Below are 1,634 nucleotides of genomic sequence, written 5' to 3'. Positions count from 1 at the left end.
GTTCGCCGAAAACTGTTTAGGGTTGCACCCTCTTGTCGGCACAGAAACTCGGCGGCCGCCTATACTCAGCGCTGGTGCCAGAGGCGCAGCCGTCGTCTTTTTGGAGGTCCGTCCCCGTCCGAAAACGTGGTTCGGGCGGCGTTCTGGACTTGACAGTGGTGACGCCCACCCTGGGCGATCCCGGTTAGGAAGGTAGTACCGTTCAGCGCCGCCTCCTCTGGCCTTTCCCATGGTACAGGGTTGTCGAGGAGGCTTCGCCATGGCTCGTCAGTCTTCACCCCGCCGGCGTCGCAGTAAGTGGCAGGTCGTGCACCCGGATGCCGCGGCCATCGATATCGGTGCGCGTTTCCATGTGGTGGCCATCCCGCCCGACCGGGACCCAGAGCCGGTCAGACGCTTCGAGAGCTTCACCCATGACCTGGGCCAGTTGGCCGACTGGCTGGTGCAGAACGGCATCACCACCGTGGCCATGGAGTCCACCGGCATCTACTGGATTCCCGTCTTCGAGATCCTGGAGGAACGAGGACTGGAGGTGATCCTGGCCAATGCCCGGGACGTCAAGAACGTGCCGGGGCGCAAGACGGACGTCAACGATGCCCAGTGGCTGCAGCGCCTGCATGCCTATGGCTTGCTGCGCGGCAGCTTCCGTCCCAGCCAGGAACTGGCCAGTCTGCGGGCGCTGGTCCGTCACCGGGAGCGCCTGTTGGCCTATGCCGCCTCGCATATCCAGCACATGCAGAAGGCGCTGATGGAGATGAATCTGCAGCTTCATCACGTGGTCACTGACATCACGGGCAAGACGGGGATGCAGATCCTGCGGGCGATCGTCAAGGGCCAGCGGGATCCCGCCGTGCTGGCCACCTACCGCGACCCACGCTGCAAGTCGAGCGAGGCGACCATCCGGCAGGCCCTGGTGGGCCACTATCGCGACGAGCATCTGCTGGCGCTGGCGCAATCCCTGGCGCTCTACGACACCTACCATGAACATGTCGCCGACTGTGACCGCCACATCGAGGCGGCCCTCCAACGGCTGGCGGCGGCCGCACCGCCGCCAGCCACGCCGTTACCGCCGGCTCGGCATCGCGAAGCCAACCACAATGCGCCGACCTTTGGCGTGCGCGAGCTGTTGTTCCGGATCGTCGGCACGGACCTGACCCAGATCCACGGGCTCGGTGCCTACCTGGTCCTCAAGCTGATCGGCGAATGCGGCATCGACATGAGCCGCTGGCCGACGGCCAAGCACTTCACGTCCTGGCTGGCCCTGGCGCCCGGCAACAAGATCTCCGGCGGCAAGGTGCTATCCTCGCGAACGCGACGCACCAAGAGCCGAGCGGCGGCCCTCCTGCGCCTGGCGGCGAATGTCCTCGGGCGCACCGACACCGCACTGGGCGCGTTCTACCGACGCCTGGCCAGTCGCATCGGCAAGGCCAAGGCGGTGACCGCCACGGCGCGTAAGATCGCCGTGCTGTTCTACCACACCCTGCGCTATGGGTGGCAGTACCGCGACCCTGGTGTGGACTACTACGAGGCGCGCTACCGGCAACGCCTGGTGAGCAACCTGCAGCGACGCGCCAAGTCACTCGGCTTCGAACTCGCGCCGGTGCAAGCCGTCAGGCAGCGGGTTTCTTAGGAAG

1 protein-coding gene is annotated in these 1,634 nt (G+C 65.9%); it reads left to right on the top strand.

Going from position 1 to position 1,634, the window contains the following annotated elements; genetic code table 11:
• Window positions 1-259: 259 nt before the first annotated feature.
• Window positions 260-1,630 (top strand): IS110 family RNA-guided transposase, encoded by a 1,371-nt coding sequence (locus AC5W54_RS22430; protein ID WP_495964313.1) that lies wholly within the window; start codon window positions 260-262, stop codon window positions 1,628-1,630.
• Window positions 1,631-1,634: the final 4 nt, after the last annotated feature.

It is taken from the genome of Halomonas sp. LMYGS-3 (assembly GCF_059509875.1).
The sequence above is the reverse complement of the archived record's forward strand: the minus strand, read 5'-3'. Positions and strand labels throughout refer to the sequence as shown.

Coding starts and splice junctions, on each gene's coding strand:
- AC5W54_RS22430 (WP_495964313.1), top strand. CDS start 260: ATGGCTCGTCAGTCTTCACCCCGCCGGCGTCGCAGTAAGTGGCAGGTC.